Source organism: Neobacillus sp. GCM10027624 (genome assembly GCF_042675345.1).
Lineage (GTDB): Bacteria > Bacillota > Bacilli > Bacillales > Cytobacillaceae > Neobacillus > Neobacillus cucumis_D.
In genome coordinates, this window is sequence record NZ_JBHTHD010000003.1 from 124,022 (window position 1) to 141,120 (window position 17,099).

Here is a 17,099-nt window from a genome sequence, read left to right on the forward strand (position 1 = left end):
ATGCTAAAGAAAAGATGGTCTGAATTGGCGGATGTTAAAGACGAACTGGCAGAGAGAGATTGGTTTATGGGGACAAGTGGAAACCTTGCGATCAAAGTTAGTGATCATCCACTGCAATTTTTGGTAACAGCAAGTGGCAAGGATAAACGGAAACGTACGGATGAGGATTTTCTTCTAGTCAATGAATTCGGCCGTGCCGTCGATCAAACTCATTTAAAGCCGTCTGCGGAAACTTTGCTTCATGTCGAAATTTATCAAAAAACAGCGGCCGGATGCAGTCTCCATGTTCATACGATTGATAATAATGTTATTTCTGAAGTGTATGGCGACCAAGGTGAGGTCACGTTTAAAGGCCAGGAGCTTATTAAGGCATTTGATATGTGGGAAGAAGATGCTGTCTTAAAAATTCCGATTATTCATAACTATGCTGATATTCCTACACTTGCACGTGTATTTTCTGAGCATGTTTCAGGGGATTCCGGTGCTGTTCTAATTCGAAATCATGGGATTACGGTTTGGGGAAAAACTGCCTTTGAAGCAAAGAAGATACTTGAGGCATCAGAATTTCTGTTTCGCTATCAGTTACGATTATTAGAACATAAACAAAATCAGTTATTTAAAGTGGTATAATTAAATTATTTAAAGGGAGAGAATGAAAATGGCTTATATTACATTCCAAAGTAAAGAAGAACAAATTCATGATCAGCAGGAGGTTGCAGGTTTCCTATCAAGTCAGGAAGTTATTTATGAGCAATGGGATATTTCAAAATTACCGCAAGCTTTAGTTGAAAAATATAACCTAAGTGATGAGGAAAAAGAGGAAATCCTAGCTGTTTTTGCAACTGAAATTGCAGATATTTCGGCAAGAAGAGGCTATAAAGCTCAGGATGTAATCTCTTTATCAGATACAACACCAAACTTGGATGTTCTTTTGAAGAACTTTAAACAAGAACATCATCATACAGATGACGAGGTTCGTTTTATCGTAAGCGGACATGGTGTATTCGTTATCCAAGGAAAAGATGGTGAGTTCTTTGAAGTTCATTTAAATCCAGGAGATTTAATTTCTGTACCGGAAAATATCAGACACTACTTTACACTTGAAGCAGACCGTAAAGTGGTTGCTGTTCGTATTTTCGTAACAACAGAGGGCTGGGTACCAATTTATGAAAAAGAAGAGGTAAATCAATAAGCTAAAATAACAAAGATACGGCCGGCAGATTCTGCCGGCCGCTTTTATTTGTAAATCTTAAAAGCTGCAAATCTAGAAAACTGTGTCGAATAAATGGAATAATTATAATGTTTTGTCTACTTTTGCGATACGGTTTACTTTTTGACAAATTCTTGTATAATTCATCAAGTAGCCTAATTTAGTGGATTAGAGTGTAAGAGTAAGGAGAAGGATGAAATTGTACAAGCATGGTAGTAGTAGTTCAGAAATGTTAGCGGAAATAAAAGTAAAAAGAGAACTTATGATGGAATGTGCAAATACAAAAGGTTTTACAAGTGAAGAGACCATCAAATATAGTCAAGAGCTTGATGAATTAATCTACGAATATCAAAAAGTTGCAGGTCAATCTACTAAAAAACAAGAGGAGGTAAAACTTTCTTTTAAACAATCCATATTAGTATGGCCGAAGGTAATTGTGGGTTTTTAAAAAGAAAAGATTGGAGTGTGGATGCAGCTGCGATTCTTAAAAAGTTTCGATAATTAATACCATTGCAAGCAAGCCTGTAATAAAGGCATAGGTTGATGTTCTTTCATTACCGTCCCCATGACTTTCCGGAATTAACTCCTTATAGATAATGAACAACATAGCACCTGCCGCAAATGAAAGTCCATATGGTACAAGCCCTTGAACAAATGCTGTTAGATAAAATCCCATTAACGAGGTAACAATTTCAATAGCACCCGTTAACGTCGCAAGGATGAAGGCCTTAAATTTACCCATCTTTTGATTGATTAGAAATAACGCAACTAGAAGGCCTTCCGGCGCATTTTGAAAGCCAATTGCCAGTGCAATTAAATTCCCTGTCTCTCCAGTATTAGAGGCATAACTCACACCTACTGAAAGCCCCTCCGGGATATTATGAAGGGTGATTGCGGAAATGATCAAAAAAGCCTTTTCGTCAAACTGAATCCCGTATTGATTATGGTCAAGTTCAATATGTGGTATTTTCTTTTCTAAAATCGTTAATGCAAAAACTCCGAGGAACACTCCAATAAAAAGTGAAAGAAATCCCCCGATTTTTAATGCTTCAGGAATAAGTCCTATTGTAGAGGCAGTCATCATAATCCCTGCGCTAAAGGCTAATAAGATATCTTTAAAGCGGTGTGTAACGGAATGATGGATAAAAAGAATAATTAATGCACCCGCCCCTGTTGATAACGCAGAAAGAATACTTCCAATCAATACATCAGCCATTTACACTCCATTCCTTTCCCTTTCTTAAAGATAAAAATGGAATATTTGTAATTTTAGATAATAATGTGATTTTTATCATTGTTTATATCTTAATATTTCATATAGTTATATTAAAGATATTAATAAACTTACATCAGGATTTTCTACATAAGCTTCTAGATTTTTTTATTCCCTTTCATTCCCACTCAGGTTCCGTATTAACCAACTTCCAGAAAAGCTCACATGTATTGAAGTCTATTCAAAAGTTCAAGAAAGGTTCATACACTCGCTTTTGAATATATACTAAAATTAACAAGTAAGGAAAAAAAAGAAAATTAAATTAGTTTAGTACTATGCTTATATTGCGATTCCTATATCGTAATAAAAAGCATTTTTATCTGAAAGCAACAGCTTTCAATTACCAGATTTTATGGAGGAGGGAAAGTCCTACATGCACATTGTCGTCTGTGTCAAACAAGTACCTGATACAAAAATTATTAAAATTAATCCCAAAACCAACACACTCGACCGCCGCAGCGCACCAGCGATCCTAAACCCTTACGATGCACATGCTGTACAGGAAGCTGTAAAGATTAAAGAGAAAACCGGCGGTACTATTTCTGTGTTATCCATGGGGCCACCTCAAGCAACAGAGGTCATTAAAAAAAGTATTGAAATTGGTGCAGATAGAGGCTATCTAATCTCTGACCGTGCATTTGCAGGGGCGGATACGCTAGCAACGAGTTATGCTTTATCTAAGGCGCTGGAAAGAATCAACAAGGATCTTCCTGTTGATATGGTTATTTGTGGAAAGCATGCTATTGATGGAGATACCGGGCAGGTTGGTCCCGGGATAGCAAGAAGGATGGATATCCCTCCAGTTACAAATGTAATCGAAGTATCGGAAGTAAATTTAAACGAAAAGACTGTTTTATTAAGAAGAAAGCTATCCAGCGGATATGAATTAATTCAGGCAGAAATGCCATGTCTGCTCACAGTTGAAAAGGAAATAAACGAAATTGAATATGCACCTATGCCAAACATGTTGAAAGCAGCACGATACGAATCAATTGTTTGGACAGTTAATGATCTGGAAAATGTGGAGCGCACACAGCTTGGTCTAAAGGGTTCCCCTACGGTTGTAGGAAAAATGTTTACCCCTCCAAGGCCGGAAGGTGGAGTGAAACAACTTGAAGGCTCTGCGAATGAGCAAGTGAAACAGCTCATGGGAGTCTTAATGGAGAAGAAAGATCTGTTCGCCATCCAGTCATCAAAATAAACCTTTATCTTTTTAGTGCAGGGAGGGATTTTAATGAATCTTGAGGAATATCGTGGAGTTTGGGTCTTTATTGAACAAAATGGTGGGAAAATCGAAGGAGTTTCTCTAGAGTTGTTAGGTGCCGGCAGAAAATTAGCTGATAAGCTGCAAGTTCCGCTGGGAGGATTTTTACTTGGACAAGGCATCAAATCATTGGCAAACAAAGTGATTGAGTATGGTGCAGATGAAATATATATCATTGATCATCCTGTATTAAAGGAGTACCGCACAGAATCTTATATGAAAGGTGTAGACATGCTTGCCGAAAAGTATAAGCCTGAAATCATTCTGTATGGTGCGACACCTAATGGAAAAGATTTAGCTAGTGCAGTAGCGACCGATTTAAATACCGGTTTAACCGCAGATACGACTATGCTCGATATCGATTTGGATAACCGGCTATTAGAAGCAAGCCGTCCTGCTTTCGGCGGTAATATTATGGCTACAATTCTTTGTAAGAAACATCGGCCGCAAATGGCAACAGTTCGTCCTAAAGTCATGAAAGCATTAGAGCCGGTTGCAGGCAGAATAGGGAAGGTTATTGAAGAACAAATCACCCTTAAAGAAGAAGATATGCGTACAAAAGTACTCCAAATTGTGAATGATGTCACAAAGAAGGCGAATTTAGCGGATGCTCACGTCATTGTATGCGGTGGAAAAGGGATGGGGGACGAGAAAAACTTCCAACTCATTCATGAATTTGCTGAAACAATTAGTGCGAGTGTCGGTGGAACGAGGGATGTTGTTGAAGCTGGCTGGCTTCCGCATTACCTTCAAATTGGTCAGACGGGTGAAACAGTTACACCGAAGATTTTCTTTGCAATAGCAGTGTCAGGTGCCATCCAGCACGTGGTTGGGATGAAAAACTCGGATACTATTATCGCCATCAATAAGGATCCGAAAGCACCTATTTTCGACGTAGCAACCTATGGAATAGTCGGAGATGCTATGGAAATATTGCCAAAATTAATTGAGCAATTTAAACAGGTTCAGAAGGGCGGTGCAATGAGCTATGTCTGAGAAATTTGATGTAATCATCGTTGGAGCAGGTCCGGCAGGCTCAGCTTGTGCACTGGTTTGCGCAAGAAACGGTTTGAATGTATTGCTTCTTGAAAGAGGAGAATACCCTGGCAGCAAGAATGTTATGGGCGGCGTCTTATTCAGCAAACAATTAAGGGATCTGGTTCCTGAATTTTGGAAGGAAGCCCCTCTTGAGCGTCCAGTTGTTGACCACAGGTATTGGGTGTTAGATGAAGAATCAGCCATTCAAATAGGGTATAAAGGTATGGAATGGGGTGCAGAACCTTACAATAGTTTTACTGTTCAAAGAGCCAAATTCGACCAATGGTTTGCGAATAAAGCAGTGGAAGCAGGAGCATTGCTCGTTAATGAAACAGTGGTCACAGAATGTATTGTAGAAAACGGCAAGGTTGTTGGAGTTCGTACTGACCGTCCCCACGGAGAATTATATGCCGACGTAGTGGTATTAGCCGATGGAGTAAACTCCCTTTTAGCTAAACAGCTAGGCTTCCGGAAAGAACATCCACCGGAACATGTTGCTTTATGTGCCATGGAAGTTATTAATATGCCAAAAGAAAAAATTAACGAACGGTTTAACATTGCAGAAAACCAAGGTGTAGCAATTGAAATTTTTGGTGAATCGACAAAAGGGAATTTTGGCGCTGCATTCCTTTATACGAATCAAGATAGCATAAATATTGGGGTCGGTACAACACTTGCCGCTATGATCAAAGATAAATTAAAGCCATATGATTTATTGGATCAATTAAAAAATCATCCAACGATAAAACCTTTGGTTGAAGGTGGGGAATCTGCAGAGTATCTTGCCCACCTAATCCCTGAAGGGGGATACCGTTCAGTACAGAAGGTGGTTGGAAATGGTGTCGTTGTCGTTGGTGATGCAGCATCGCTTGTTAACGCTATGCACGGTGAAGGCTCCAACTTGGCCATGTACTCTGGGGAACTGGCAGCAAAGACAATTGTTCAGGCGAAAAAACGCGGAGACTTTAGCGAATCCAGCTTAAACCAATACCGCGAAGCTCTTAACAATAGTTTTATCATGAAAGACTTGGATAAATACAAAGATGCACCTCATACATTTGAGTCATATCCGCAATATTTTAAAGAATACGCTCCAATGCTAACCAAAGCAATGGGTAAATTCTTTACTGTTGATGGTACACCTAAACGTGATAAACAAAAACAAATTATGAAGAGTTTTACAGACGGAAGAGGGACTTTCAAAGTGCTTACTGATATTTATCGTGTTTGGAAGGCGGTGAAATAATGTCAACGACAACTCTTGAGGAAAAACAATATCTTCTAAGATTTAAGTGCGACACGAAATCACACTTAACCGTGCTTGATCATGATGTTTGCATGACCAAATGCCCGGATAAACTTTGCACAGTATTTTGCCCGGCCGAGGTTTATAAATGGGAAGGAACACGGATGCAGGTAGGCTTTGAAGGTTGCCATGAATGTGGAAGCTGTCGGATTGGCTGCCCACAGGAAAACATTAAATGGGAATATCCAAAAGGCGGACATGGGATTGTGTTTAGGTTAGCTTAAAACTGTGAGCATTTTGTGAGCAAATGTGAACATAAAAACACGCTCTTAACTGTTTGTATAAGTAAAAAAGACGGCACTGATTATACAGTATCGTCTTTTTGTTTGTCTTCAATATATTTAGAACTCCTTAAACTATTCTTAACATTTTTTTACCTACTAAAATAGACAGTTTGTCCAATCATTTTTATTCCCTTCCTAATAATTTATATAAAGTGAGTGTTAACAAAAATTAAGGAGTGATTGGTAATATGGGAAGTTCAAGTAGGTCAAGTTCAAGTAATTCCAGTTCAGGTAATTGCTGTTCAAGTAAGTGCAATGGATGTGTATGCAGACAGCTCAGAAAATTACAACCAGGTACTGAAGTGGATTTATTTTTACAAGGTGGAACAGTAATCGAGGATACCAAGTTTGTTAGCTTTGATAAAAAGAATTGTTGTGCATTCTTCTGTGATAGTGAGGCAGAACCTGGAGTCATTGTTGTAGATTGTAGACAAATTGTAGGATTCCGTTTTGAAGCTGAAGATTAATAGGATATAAAAAATAGGGACGATGCCATTTAGTGAGCATCGTCTTTTTGTTTATCCTCTTCATCTATAAGTATAAGTAATTCGCTTAATTCAATTTCTAAGACAAAACATACTTTACCCAATGTGTCCCGTTGATAGCTTTTCCGGTCCTTTTTACTCTTTATTCATTCTACCCCTTTCTCGTACAGGTGCTTGTAAAGGGACAGCTGGTGCTAATATTTGTGCACCTGGTGCTACTGGTGGATGTATTTGATACCATTCAGGCAAAGCAGAGGATCGTTTAATAGGACCAGAACTACCGATTTGCAAAAATTGAAGTATTGACCATTTCAGTGATTTTCAAAAAATTAATTTTTATTCCTAATCGAGTTTTAAAATTCACATTAATCACCCCTTATGAATACATGCTCAATTGCTAATTTCTATTTATTCTTATTTTCAAGGAATCCATCAAGCAGATCTTCTTCATTTTTTAAATGAATAACGAACCTCCGAAAAGATCTTAAATTGGTTCTTTTTTTACAGAAATACCAACACTAATTGTTTAAAAGAGCCAACATGAAAAGAACTCCTTCGAAGGAGTCCTAATCATGAAGTAATTCATCTATAATTTCTAGGGGTAAATTTATTATACCAATTTTATCCATGTAAAAAAGAGGAAAATGGACTAAGGAATGCTAGTTCAATTTATCTAAAATATTTTTTTCTTAAAGAACATATTTGCCAAATCGAGTGGCTAAAAGTCGCTCTTTTTTTCTTCTTCAGTAAGGTCGTATTTTGAATCAATACTATATATTATTTATATAATTTTACCTTGTTTCTTATAATTTTGAATCAGTTGTTCAAATAGCTCATTATCTGTTGAAATTAAATATTGGGCTTCCCAAGGCTACTTCTATCGCAAAACCGTTAATATTTCATGACTTTTGAAAGAAATTCCCCCTTCGTGTTTGGAAGGCAGTAAAATAATGTCAACGACAACTCTTGAGGAAAAACAATATCTTCTAAGATTTAAGTGCGACACGAAATCACACTTAACCGTGCTTGATCATGATGTTTGCATGACCAAATGTCCGGATAAACTTTGCACAGTATTTTGCCCGGCCGAGGTTTATAAATGGGAAGGAACACGGATGCAGGTAGGCTTTGAAGGCTGCCATGAATGTGGAAGCTGCCGGATTGGCTGCCCACATGAAAACATTAAATGGGAATATCCAAAAGGCGGACACGGGATTGTATTTAGGTTAGCTTAAATTAAAAGGTGCTGTTTGCGAGAGCAATAGCACCTTTTTCTTAACTATATATTTTATTGAAACTGATTGCATTTTGTCAAAAAAATCGTCTATACCTCCTTTTGGAAAGCAGAAAAAAATCAAATTTACCACTATATGTATATTTTTTCACAATGGAGTGCAAAAAAGAGGGTAAAGCAGAAGGATTAACTTTATGAGGTTTAGCTGATTTTCTCTTTAATGGTTGATGGGGAAAGCTCGTCGTTTTCACAAAAAACAATAAAAGTTTTGGCCAAATCGATTGCACAATCTATGGACTGCATAAGATTGGAACAATAAAAAGGATGATTCCAATTAAAGGCACCTTCATAATTTGATGGATAAATACTTACCTTCCAGTGATAATATCCTGTTGGCTGCTGAATGGTTTCACCTTGGATCCCGACTAACCAATGCGTCGCTTTCGAATCGATTTGTTGAATTCCAGACTCCTTTAAGACCATCATGTCATTTAATCCAATTGGGATTAATGCCTTTTGGTAAAAATCACGATAATTTGGGGTTTGCAGGATAATCAACCTCCCTTTTGTTTGACTACCTTTATTATATGATGGTTTTTATGGTTTTTTGAGTAAAAATGTTAAAATTTTTTGAAAATTAGATACCTTTTCACCGAATTGTCAAAATAAAGGATATGCCTATTGTATAGGAGGATTAATGTGACCTATATCACAACAATTCTTCCATGTTCCTTTTATACTATAAGAAGTTAAATTTGAAGAGGTGACTTTAATGAGTGGCTGTATGAGTGGTTTTGGCGGTATGCCTCAAGCTGAATTAAGCAAAGGATTAAAACAGCTAAAGGGAGAGCATCCACCATTATTAGACCAATTAGATGAATTATTTAAATTAACAAAGCAAATTGAAGATGAAAAAGATATTGAACAAAACTTTACCGTATTAATTACAAAGGTGAAGGAATTCAAGGCCGAGCTTGACCCCCATTCTGAACGGGAAGAAGGAGTCCTTTTTCCGATGATGGGCGCCTATATTGGAACTACTTCCGGCCCCATCGCTGTGATGGAATATGAACATTATCAGGCAAAATTGAAAATAGCTGCATTCCTTGAAAAAGCTGAAAATGACCAGATTTCCTCTGCGGAAAAGAAAAATTTAGCCGATTTAATCAAAAATGCCTATTTAATCCTAACTGAGCATTTCTCCAAAGAAGAAAATGTGTTATTTCCAATGGCAGAAAGAATGCTCACAGATGAAGAAAAAGAAGAGCTATTTACTAAAATACAAGAGATTAAATAAAGGATGGGGTTCACCCCATCCTTTTTAAATTTATCCCTGATACCACTCACGAAGCTTTTTGTCTGATGGCAAAAAGAGAGCTGTAAGCCCTAGTAACGGCAATACACCGATCCCAATTACCATCGATTGTATACCAATTAGGTCTGCAATGTACCCTAGTCCAACCGAGCCAATGGCCCCCATTCCAAACGCAAGTCCTACCGTTAAGCCCGACATAAGCCCAATTTTTCCTGGAACAAGCTCCTGTGCATAAACAACCGTAACTGAAAAGCTTGTCATTAAAACAAAACCAGTAAATAGAAGGAAGATAAAGGCAACGCCAGATGGGACAAACGGAATAATAATGGAGAAAGGCACTGTTGCGAGCATTGATAAAGCAATGACCGTTTTCTTTCCAAACTTGTCAGCAAGCGGACCGCCAAAAAAAGTTCCAAATGCACCTGCTACTAAAAATGCAAATAAATAAAGCTGGGATTCTTTAATGGTCATTGCATATTGTTTTATGGCAAAAAAGGCATAAAAGTTTGTCATGCCCGAAATGTACCAGGATCTTGCGAAAATTAACAGTAAAATTAGCACGAGTGCCTTTTTAATATCCTTTGATATTCCTGTTTTCGGACCAGTATTTGCTGATTTTTTCTTCAAACGAGCTGAAGAAACTTTTAATCTTTGATTATACCAATTTGCAATATAAACAAGTAAAATGACGGCTAGTGCTGCAACGATTGTAAACCATGAAGCACCTATTTGTCCGAGCGGTACTAAAATAAGTGCGGTTATCAGTGGGGCTAATGCCTGCCCGCTGTTACCACCAACCTGATAAATTGATTGAGCAAGTCCTCGGCGGGAACCAGCTGCCATATGCGCTACTCTCGAGCCTTCTGGATGAAATACTGCTGAACCGAGGCCGATGAAAATAACGGATAACACAATGAAACCGAAGTTTGGAGCCATACCCAATCCAAGTACACCGAACAAAGTGAAGGTAAGTCCAATAGGCAACGCAAAAGGCATTGGTTTTTTATCCGTAAAAATACCGATGACCGGCTGCATAACAGATGAAACCATGTTTAAGGAAAAGGCAATGATTCCTAGCTGGGTAAAGGAAAGTCCCATCGACTTTTCTAAAATTGGAAACATCGCGGGCACTACGGATTGAATTGCGTCATTTAATAAATGGCAAAGCCCGATAATAAAAAGAATTTTAAACATCGTTGACTCATTCGCCTTTGGGGCTTTAGCGTTTAGAATTGCTTGTTGGTTCATTGTAGTCTCCTTTTTCAAATTGAACAAATTTTTTCTATTCTAATCTTACAAAATTTTCATTAAAAGTAGAATAAAAAATTTCTAGTTTCGAAATAATTTATTATTGCTTCATAAGATAGATGAGACTAAAAATTATCTGAGAAAAGAGAAATGTCCTTCAACAGGACGATGAAGGACAAAACGTATTCAAGAAGCTATTATGTGTTTTTTGCAAGCGGTAAGGTTATTTTTACTGTTGTGCCTTTTCCGGCAGCACTCAAAATCTGTATTTTTCCGCCAAAGGATTGGATAATCCTCTTACAGACAACCAAGCCAAGTCCAGTTCCAGTTTCTTTTGATGTATAAAAGGGCCGAAAGATTTTATCCAACTCCTCCTTACTCATTCCTTTCCCATTATCAATGATTTCAAGTTGGCAAAACTGTGAATTTTTTTGAAGAATTATTTCTAATTTTCCCGAGCCTTCCATAGATTCAAACGAATTTTTTGCAATATTTAACACAACCTGTTTGATCTGGTCTTTAACACATTGAACCATTACCGGGTGAGAAGGAATGACCCACGTACAATCTACATTGCATAAATTTCCCTCCGAAATAATCAACGGTTTCAGCTCTTGCAATGTTTCAACAATATTAACATTATCAGTTAACTGTGCAGTCGGTTTCCCTAGAATTAGAAACTCGCTGACAATTTCATTGATACGGTTTAATTCTGAGTCAATCACTTCAAAATAATATTGGTCTTCAGGTGCAGTATATTTTTCACTCAAAAGCTGCATAAGTCCCTTCACACCCGTTAGCGGATTACGGATTTCGTGGGCAGTACTTGCAGCTAAAGTCCCTACCAGTTCCAATTTTTGTACTTCATTTTGTTTCCGTTCTTTAACCGTGTGCTTTCTTAATAGAATGTATTCAATAAGTAAAAAAAGCACATGAGTGATAACGAGGATGATAAAAAGTGCTTCACTGAATTCTGCAGCAATTTCTTTTATATTTCGATTTGCAATTTTCACCTTGATATCCCAAGGCAAACGGTCCATTGGCCAGTGAATCCAATTATTTTCATCATTTATAGTTGAATCCTTGACATTTAATTTTACGATTGGTTTGTTATCACCATTTACTACAACCAGTTTGGATTTTGGTGTAAGAACCTTCATGAGGTTTTGCATATAATCTATCCGTAAGTGGGCGACAAGTATAGCCATTACGTGATGGTTTTCGTCTAAAACAGGTGCGGCTAATCCTAATATTCGCTGGTTATTTTGGGTTATTTCTTGATGGTCGGAGATAATTGTATCCTTTGTCTTAATCACATCTTGAATATATTTTTGCCGGGAAAATTCCACTGTGTATTTTCGCAATTCCGAACCTGTGAGCACTTTCCCATTTTTATCAAGAAGATACAAGCCTCCATACCTTAGATCCTTATCGTGAATTTCCTTCAGTAAGGGCTCCACTTTTTCAGGAGAAGACAAATTCCCTTTAACAGAAAGAGATAGAATTTCTAAACTTGTAGTTGTCTCGCCAATAAACTGATCCCAGCTTTTCTGGTAAATGGAAGCAACCCAGCGTGCCTGCTCTTTTCTTTCTTGATTCTGTTCTTTTAGAATGTTAGAAAAATAATATGAGCCTATAATAATAACAGGAAGAACTACTATAATTAGATATAAATAAAAGTTGCTCTTGAGATTTTTCATGTTAGTACCTCAAACATCGATAAGTTGACCTAAATCATTATATCATCTGTTCTACTTTTTGAGAAAATATTCCTGCAATAAAAAAAATAGGAAGTTTAATTTTTGAGTGGGGTACTTACCAGGAGGTGCGCTTCACAGGTTAAATTGACATATTTTAAAAAGTTTTTTATAATAATTTTGAAATCAAGATAATTTTAAAATTAGTATTTACAGTTTTTAAAAAATAAAGAGGATGAAATTTATATGGAAAATGAAGCTATTTCTCAATCTTTAAAGCTGTTCATTGTCCTTTCAAGAGCGTATAAGGCAATTAATGAGCATGTAAATAAAGGAATTCAAGCAAGTGGTCTTAATCCGACGGAATTTGCAGTCCTTGAGCTTTTATATCACAAAGGTGATCAGCCAATGCAGCAAATTGGCGGTAAAATTCTCCTTGCCAGCGGCAGTATTACCTATGTAGTCGATAAACTAGAACAAAAAGGATTGCTTAAACGAATTGCCTGTCCAAAAGATAGAAGGGTTACCTATGCCCAAATTACCGATGAAGGAAAAAACTTTATTGAAGGGATTTTCCCTGAACACGCTGAAAATATTCACAAATTAATGTCAAGTCTAACTGTGGATGAAAAGTCGGAAGCCATTGAATTATTAAAAAAACTCGGTTTACCTGCAGGGAAATTTTAATGCGGCCAAATGGTCGTATTTTTTTTTTACAGGAATATTTATGAGTAGTGTCGAAAACAACAAGAAGGTTAATATATAGATAAAGGGGTTGTTAAAATGAGCTTTGAAAGCTATACATATCAACGGCCAAACTTAGATGAAATGAAAAAAAACTTTCGATTAGCGATTGAACGTTTTAAAAGTGCATCTTCAATTGAAGAGCAATCAGCCGCCATGGATGATGTCAATAAACTAAGAAATGATCTTGGAACGATGTTCAACCTTTGTTATATTCGTCACTCGGTTGATACAAACGATGAATTTTATAAGGAAGAACAGGATTACATGGATGAAATCCAGCCTGAAATTGAGGGATTGGTGAATCAATATTACCAAGCACTTGTCGACTCTAAGTTTCGCACTGAATTAGAGAGAAAATGGGGGAAACAGCTTTTTGCACTTGCTGAGGGACAACTTAAAACCTTTAAACCGGAAATTGTTCCTTTTTTGCAAAAAGAAAATCGCCTTTCCACCGAATATACAAAACTTCTTGCTTCAGCCAAGATTGACTTTGAAGGTGAGGAGAGAACACTTGCTCAATTAGAGCCGTTTACACAGGCAACCGATCGAGAGATGAGAAAACGGGCTAGCGTGGCAAAATTTAATTTCTTTGCCGAGAATGAGGCTGAACTGGACCGCATTTATGATGATCTTGTTAAAGTGAGAACAGAAATTGCCCAAAAACTAGGTTATAAAAATTTCGTTGAGCTTGGTTACTACCGGATGATGAGAACAGATTATAATGCAGAAATGGTTGCAAAATTCCGTGCTCAAGTAAAGGATTTCATTGTCCCGATTGCAACAAAACTAAAAACAAGGCAGGCAGAGCGAATTGGCCTTGATCATTTAAAATATTATGATGAGGGATTTGTCTTTAGGACAGGAAATGCCATCCCAAAAGGGAGCCCGGAATGGATTATAGACAATGGTCAAAAGATGTATGAGGATCTTTCAGTAGAAACTGGTGCCTTTTTCAAATTCATGCGGGAAAATAATTTGATGGACCTTGTAGCGAAAAAAGGGAAAGCAGGCGGTGGTTATTGTACTTTTATTGAAAATTTTAAAGCACCGTTTATTTTTTCAAACTTTAACGGCACCTCCGGTGATATTGATGTTTTGACACATGAAGCAGGTCACGCCTTCCAAGTTTATTCGAGCCGCTATTTTGAAATTCCTGAATATTACTGGCCAACCTATGAAGCAGCTGAAATTCATTCAATGAGTATGGAATTTTTCACATGGCCGTGGATGGACTTATTCTTTAAAGAAGATACGGAGAAATATCAATTTGCCCATTTAAGTGATGCTCTCTTATTCTTACCTTATGGTGTATCTGTTGATGAATTTCAGCATTGGGTATATGAAAATCCTGAAGCATCTCCAAAAGATCGGAAGCACAAATGGAGAGAGATTGAGAAGAAATACCTGCCGCATAAGGATTATGATGGAAATCAGTATTTAGAAAATGGCGGCTTTTGGCAGCGTCAAGGGCATATTTATAACTCCCCTTTTTATTATATTGATTATACACTTGCACAAATTTGTGCCTTCCAGTTCTGGAAAGGCTCTAGAGAGAATCAAGAAGAGGCTTGGAGAGATTATGTGAACCTTTGTAAGCTTGGCGGGAGCATGTCCTTTACCAAGCTAGTTGAAGCCGCAAATTTAATCTCACCATTTCAAGATGGCTGTGTCGAATCGGTGATTGGTGAAATCGAAAAATGGTTGAATTCTGTTGATGATAAAAATTTGTAAAAAGAAAGCGAAGCCTAATTTATTTATAGGCTTCGCTTTTGTTTTTAAATTACTGAACTGTTGCTTTTTCGGCCAATACTTTGATTTCACCTTCGTGAATGATAGCTTCAACCTTTTTTGCATCAGGTTGATCTAGAATAAAGTCAGCCATTTTATCTTCAAGCTGTTCTTGAATAACCCGACGTAATGGGCGGGCACCGAAGGCAGGGTGAAACCCTAGTTCAGCAAGTTTTTCTTTTACTTCAGGTGTTATTGATAATTCAATATTTTGTTCCGTTAATGTTTCTTTTAATTCAGTAAGCATTAAATCAACAATTTTGAGAATATCTTCCTTCTCAAGTGTGTTAAACTCAATAATGCTGTCAAAACGGTTTAAAAATTCCGGTTTAAAGAAGCTTCCTAAAGAATCCAAGATGGATGCTTCCTCAATCGCCTCACTTGTTCCAAAACCAACATGAATTGGCTTATAGCCAATACCGGCGTTACTTGTCATGATAATGACCGTATCTTTGAAACTTACCGTTCTTCCCTGGCTGTCAGTGAGACGACCATCCTCAAGAATTTGCAGAAACATATGCTGTACATCAGGATGTGCTTTTTCAATCTCATCCAATAGAATAATGCTGTAAGGGTTTCGACGTACTTTTTCAGTTAATTGACCTGCCTCATCATGACCTACGTATCCTGGAGGTGAACCGATTAATTTTGAAACACTGTGTTTTTCCATATACTCGCTCATATCCAGACGGATCATTGAATCCTTTGAACCAAATAATTCTTCAGCAAGAGTTTTTGTTAATTCAGTTTTACCGACCCCGGTAGGTCCTACGAAAAGGAAGGAACCAATCGGGCGCTGTTTTGATTTTAAGCCGGCACGGCTTCTTCTAATTGCTTTCGCAACCTTTTCCACCGCTTTTTTCTGTCCAATTACTTTAGATTCTAGATTTTCCTCAAGATGCTTCATTTTAAACTGCTCATCCTCTTGAAGTTTACCTACAGGAATACCTGTTTTTTTCTCAATGATTTCTTGGATATGTGCAGCTTCAACAGTTGGTCTTTCGTTATCTCCAGCTTGGCTTAACGCTTTTTCCAGCTTGGTTTCCTCGTCTCGAAGTGCTGCTGCTGCCTCATAATTTTCTTTTTTTAATACAGCCTCTTTTTCGGTTTGAATTTCCTTTAAGCGGTTTTCAATTTGCTCGGTACTCTTATAATCCGAATTAAGATTCAATTTAGAACCCGCTTCATCAAGCAAGTCAATCGCCTTGTCCGGTAAGAAACGGTCTTGGATATAGCGGTGTGATAATTGCACGCATGCTTGAATGGCTTCATCTGAATAGGTTACTTCATGGTAGTCTTCATATTTCTTTTGAATACCTTTTAAAATCTGGGTGGCTGCTTCTGGTGATGGTTCTTGAACATGAACTGGTTGGAAGCGGCGCTCAAGAGCAGAGTCTTTTTCAATTTGACGGTATTCCTTTAAAGTGGTTGCGCCAACAACCTGTAATTCACCACGTGCAAGTGCAGGTTTTAAGATATTTCCTGCATCCATAGAACCTTCAGCTGAACCAGCTCCAACAAGTAGATGAATTTCGTCAATAAACAGGATAATATTCTTACGTTCTTGTAACTCTGAAATCAATTGCTTGATTCTCTCTTCAAATTGGCCTCGAATTCCTGTGTTTGCAACTAATGAAGCAACGTCAAGCAAATAAACTTCTTTATTTTTTAATTTACCTGGTACTTGTCCTTCGGCAATATTTAAAGCAAGGCCCTCAGCGATGGCTGTTTTACCGACACCAGGTTCACCAATTAATACTGGATTATTTTTATTACGTCTATTTAAAATTTCCATTACACGCTTAATTTCTTCATCACGGCCGATGACTGGGTCAATAAGACCTGCTTTTGCCATTTGCGTTAAATTACGTCCAAATTGGTCGATAAAACCGCCGCCATTAGAAGGATGTTTTTCATTTTGCATGTTTTGCTGACCATTCATTTGTTTATTTTCATTAGAATTTTTTGAGAAAAAAAGATCTTCAAATGGAAATTCTGAAAAAGCTTTCATCGTTGGCCCGAATCCTGCCCCAATTGTATTTTTTCCTTTTGAATAGCACTCATGACAAAGTTTCATTTCTTTTCGCTGTCCATTTATGACGATGTTAAATTGTACAGTTGCTTGGTTTTCTTTACACCTTTGACATAGCATAATAAAAACCTCCTATAATATACATTAATAAGGCGCTTGACTTTGACTTTGACTAACT

Annotated in this window: 17 protein-coding genes; 12 read left to right on the forward strand and 5 right to left on the reverse strand. The window is 37.4% G+C overall.

Translation table 11 applies throughout. The annotated features are described in order from the left end of the window. The 3 genes from ACFQZ9_RS05545 (at nucleotide 1) to ACFQZ9_RS05555 (ending at nucleotide 1,658) form a co-directional block, all read left to right on the forward strand. Entirely contained in the window at nucleotides 1-630 is a 630-nt protein-coding gene (locus tag ACFQZ9_RS05545) for a methylthioribulose 1-phosphate dehydratase (RefSeq protein WP_198313133.1), read from the forward strand. A 28-nt stretch (nucleotides 631-658) separates the two neighbouring features. Continuing rightward, a complete protein-coding gene (locus ACFQZ9_RS05550) occupies nucleotides 659-1,192 on the forward strand; it encodes a 1,2-dihydroxy-3-keto-5-methylthiopentene dioxygenase (protein WP_133332621.1) in 534 nt (177 codons plus the stop codon). Between the two features lie 217 nt (nucleotides 1,193-1,409). Further along, nucleotides 1,410-1,658 (forward strand): aspartyl-phosphate phosphatase Spo0E family protein, encoded by a 249-nt coding sequence (locus ACFQZ9_RS05555; protein WP_232490237.1) that lies wholly within the window; start codon nucleotides 1,410-1,412, stop codon nucleotides 1,656-1,658. A 36-nt stretch (nucleotides 1,659-1,694) separates the two neighbouring features. Here the strand turns inward: ACFQZ9_RS05555 and ACFQZ9_RS05560 are convergent, their stop codons facing one another. Next, on the reverse strand, nucleotides 1,695-2,426 hold the full coding sequence (locus ACFQZ9_RS05560; protein WP_498942698.1) for a ZIP family metal transporter: 732 nt from the start codon (nucleotides 2,424-2,426) through the stop codon (nucleotides 1,695-1,697). 430 nt (nucleotides 2,427-2,856) lie between these two features. Here ACFQZ9_RS05560 and ACFQZ9_RS05565 point away from each other — a divergent pair, with 430 nt between their 5' ends. The 6 genes from ACFQZ9_RS05565 to ACFQZ9_RS05590 all read left to right on the forward strand — a co-directional run bounded on the left by ACFQZ9_RS05565 (nucleotide 2,857) and on the right by ACFQZ9_RS05590 (nucleotide 8,095). Continuing rightward, nucleotides 2,857-3,684 carry an electron transfer flavoprotein subunit beta/FixA family protein gene (locus tag ACFQZ9_RS05565; protein ID WP_498942699.1) on the forward strand — a complete coding sequence of 276 codons (828 nt, stop codon included), beginning with the start codon at nucleotides 2,857-2,859 and terminating at the stop codon, nucleotides 3,682-3,684. 33 nt (nucleotides 3,685-3,717) lie between these two features. Continuing rightward, a complete protein-coding gene (locus ACFQZ9_RS05570) occupies nucleotides 3,718-4,743 on the forward strand; it encodes an electron transfer flavoprotein subunit alpha/FixB family protein (protein WP_498942700.1) in 1,026 nt (341 codons plus the stop codon). After that, entirely contained in the window at nucleotides 4,736-6,031 is a 1,296-nt protein-coding gene (locus tag ACFQZ9_RS05575) for an FAD-dependent oxidoreductase (RefSeq protein ID WP_498942701.1), read from the forward strand. The genes ACFQZ9_RS05570 and ACFQZ9_RS05575 overlap by 8 nt, the downstream gene beginning before the upstream one ends. Next, a complete protein-coding gene (locus ACFQZ9_RS05580; protein WP_133332615.1) occupies nucleotides 6,031-6,315 on the forward strand; it encodes a ferredoxin family protein in 285 nt (94 codons plus the stop codon). The genes ACFQZ9_RS05575 and ACFQZ9_RS05580 overlap by 1 nt, the downstream gene beginning before the upstream one ends. A gap of 240 nt (nucleotides 6,316-6,555) precedes the next feature. After that, nucleotides 6,556-6,708 carry a hypothetical protein gene (locus tag ACFQZ9_RS05585; protein WP_498942702.1) on the forward strand — a complete coding sequence of 51 codons (153 nt, stop codon included), beginning with the start codon at nucleotides 6,556-6,558 and terminating at the stop codon, nucleotides 6,706-6,708. 1,102 nt (nucleotides 6,709-7,810) lie between these two features. Next, entirely contained in the window at nucleotides 7,811-8,095 is a 285-nt protein-coding gene (locus ACFQZ9_RS05590) for a ferredoxin family protein (RefSeq protein ID WP_026574684.1), read from the forward strand. Between the two features lie 200 nt (nucleotides 8,096-8,295). On the opposite strand, the gene ACFQZ9_RS05595 is transcribed toward ACFQZ9_RS05590, so the two are convergent. Beyond that, on the reverse strand, nucleotides 8,296-8,580 hold the full coding sequence (locus tag ACFQZ9_RS05595) for a hypothetical protein (RefSeq protein WP_498942703.1): 285 nt from the start codon (nucleotides 8,578-8,580) through the stop codon (nucleotides 8,296-8,298). Nucleotides 8,581-8,866: 286 nt separating this feature from the next. Here ACFQZ9_RS05595 and ACFQZ9_RS05600 point away from each other — a divergent pair, with 286 nt between their 5' ends. Next, complete coding sequence (locus ACFQZ9_RS05600; protein WP_498942704.1) at nucleotides 8,867-9,391, forward strand: hemerythrin domain-containing protein; 525 nt, start codon at nucleotides 8,867-8,869, stop codon at nucleotides 9,389-9,391. Nucleotides 9,392-9,421: 30 nt separating this feature from the next. On the opposite strand, the gene ACFQZ9_RS05605 is transcribed toward ACFQZ9_RS05600, so the two are convergent. Both ACFQZ9_RS05605 and ACFQZ9_RS05610 read right to left on the reverse strand, forming a co-directional pair. Then, a complete protein-coding gene (locus ACFQZ9_RS05605; RefSeq protein WP_498942705.1) occupies nucleotides 9,422-10,657 on the reverse strand; it encodes an MFS transporter in 1,236 nt (411 codons plus the stop codon). Between the two features lie 197 nt (nucleotides 10,658-10,854). Next, nucleotides 10,855-12,357, reverse strand: coding sequence for a sensor histidine kinase family protein (locus ACFQZ9_RS05610; protein ID WP_498942706.1), 1,503 nt, complete (start codon nucleotides 12,355-12,357; stop codon nucleotides 10,855-10,857). A 243-nt stretch (nucleotides 12,358-12,600) separates the two neighbouring features. Here ACFQZ9_RS05610 and ACFQZ9_RS05615 point away from each other — a divergent pair, with 243 nt between their 5' ends. After that, complete coding sequence (locus ACFQZ9_RS05615; protein ID WP_498942707.1) at nucleotides 12,601-13,041, forward strand: MarR family winged helix-turn-helix transcriptional regulator; 441 nt, start codon at nucleotides 12,601-12,603, stop codon at nucleotides 13,039-13,041. A 96-nt stretch (nucleotides 13,042-13,137) separates the two neighbouring features. Further along, nucleotides 13,138-14,832: a M3 family oligoendopeptidase gene (locus tag ACFQZ9_RS05620; protein ID WP_498942708.1), complete on the forward strand. Its 1,695-nt coding sequence runs from the start codon at nucleotides 13,138-13,140 to the stop codon at nucleotides 14,830-14,832. A 49-nt stretch (nucleotides 14,833-14,881) separates the two neighbouring features. On the opposite strand, the gene ACFQZ9_RS05625 is transcribed toward ACFQZ9_RS05620, so the two are convergent. Next, complete coding sequence (locus tag ACFQZ9_RS05625; RefSeq protein ID WP_498942709.1) at nucleotides 14,882-17,041, reverse strand: ATP-dependent Clp protease ATP-binding subunit; 2,160 nt, start codon at nucleotides 17,039-17,041, stop codon at nucleotides 14,882-14,884. Between the last annotated feature and the right edge of the window lie 58 nt (nucleotides 17,042-17,099).

What these genes read in the sequence shown, in the direction of transcription:
- ACFQZ9_RS05600 (WP_498942704.1), top strand. Translation starts at nt 8,867, where the DNA reads ATGAGTGGCTGTATGAGTGGTTTTGGCGGTATGCCTCAAGCTGAATTA.
- ACFQZ9_RS05565 (WP_498942699.1), top strand. Translation starts at nt 2,857, where the DNA reads ATGCACATTGTCGTCTGTGTCAAACAAGTACCTGATACAAAAATTATT.
- ACFQZ9_RS05610 (WP_498942706.1), bottom strand. Translation starts at nt 12,357, where the DNA reads ATGAAAAATCTCAAGAGCAACTTTTATTTATATCTAATTATAGTAGTT.
- ACFQZ9_RS05580 (WP_133332615.1), top strand. Translation starts at nt 6,031, where the DNA reads ATGTCAACGACAACTCTTGAGGAAAAACAATATCTTCTAAGATTTAAG.
- ACFQZ9_RS05625 (WP_498942709.1), bottom strand. Translation starts at nt 17,041, where the DNA reads ATGCTATGTCAAAGGTGTAAAGAAAACCAAGCAACTGTACAATTTAAC.
- ACFQZ9_RS05575 (WP_498942701.1), top strand. Translation starts at nt 4,736, where the DNA reads ATGTCTGAGAAATTTGATGTAATCATCGTTGGAGCAGGTCCGGCAGGC.
- ACFQZ9_RS05550 (WP_133332621.1), top strand. Translation starts at nt 659, where the DNA reads ATGGCTTATATTACATTCCAAAGTAAAGAAGAACAAATTCATGATCAG.
- ACFQZ9_RS05590 (WP_026574684.1), top strand. Translation starts at nt 7,811, where the DNA reads ATGTCAACGACAACTCTTGAGGAAAAACAATATCTTCTAAGATTTAAG.
- ACFQZ9_RS05545 (WP_198313133.1), top strand. Translation starts at nt 1, where the DNA reads ATGCTAAAGAAAAGATGGTCTGAATTGGCGGATGTTAAAGACGAACTG.
- ACFQZ9_RS05570 (WP_498942700.1), top strand. Translation starts at nt 3,718, where the DNA reads ATGAATCTTGAGGAATATCGTGGAGTTTGGGTCTTTATTGAACAAAAT.
- ACFQZ9_RS05560 (WP_498942698.1), bottom strand. Translation starts at nt 2,426, where the DNA reads ATGGCTGATGTATTGATTGGAAGTATTCTTTCTGCGTTATCAACAGGG.
- ACFQZ9_RS05605 (WP_498942705.1), bottom strand. Translation starts at nt 10,657, where the DNA reads ATGAACCAACAAGCAATTCTAAACGCTAAAGCCCCAAAGGCGAATGAG.
- ACFQZ9_RS05620 (WP_498942708.1), top strand. Translation starts at nt 13,138, where the DNA reads ATGAGCTTTGAAAGCTATACATATCAACGGCCAAACTTAGATGAAATG.
- ACFQZ9_RS05595 (WP_498942703.1), bottom strand. Translation starts at nt 8,580, where the DNA reads ATGATGGTCTTAAAGGAGTCTGGAATTCAACAAATCGATTCGAAAGCG.
- ACFQZ9_RS05615 (WP_498942707.1), top strand. Translation starts at nt 12,601, where the DNA reads ATGGAAAATGAAGCTATTTCTCAATCTTTAAAGCTGTTCATTGTCCTT.